The sequence below is a fragment of the Massilia sp. YIM B02769 genome (assembly GCF_030411995.1).
Taxonomy (GTDB): Bacteria; Pseudomonadota; Gammaproteobacteria; order Burkholderiales; family Burkholderiaceae_D; genus Telluria.
Map to the genome: position 1 here is coordinate 1 of NZ_JASNRC010000052.1, position 332 is coordinate 332.

Here is a 332-nt window from a genome sequence, read left to right on the forward strand (position 1 = left end):
GCCCTTGTAGCTCAGTGGTAGAGCACTCCCTTGGTAAGGGAGAGGCCACGTGTTCAATCCACGTCAAGGGCACCAGAATTTAGCGCGGCAGTCCGTTGTACTCGTCCGTCAGGTGTGCCTGGTAATTCTCAAAATATCGTTAGGAGTCTCAAATGGCAAAAGGTAAATTCGAACGGACCAAGCCGCACGTCAACGTCGGCACCATCGGTCACGTTGATCACGGCAAAACCACCCTGACGGCTGCAATCGCAACCGTTCTGTCGAAGAAATTCGGCGGCGAAGCAAAAGCATACGACCAGATCGATGCTGCTCCGGAAGAGAAAGCACGCGGC

Annotated in this window: 1 protein-coding gene and 1 tRNA gene; both read left to right on the forward strand. The window is 54.2% G+C overall.

The features are described 5' to 3' along the window. Window positions 1-75: transfer RNA gene (locus QPK31_RS26140), tRNA-Thr, on the forward strand. A gap of 77 nt (window positions 76-152) precedes the next feature. Then, window positions 153-332 (forward strand): GTP-binding protein (locus QPK31_RS26145; RefSeq protein WP_290425214.1); only part of this gene is annotated, 180 nt, incomplete at its 3' end.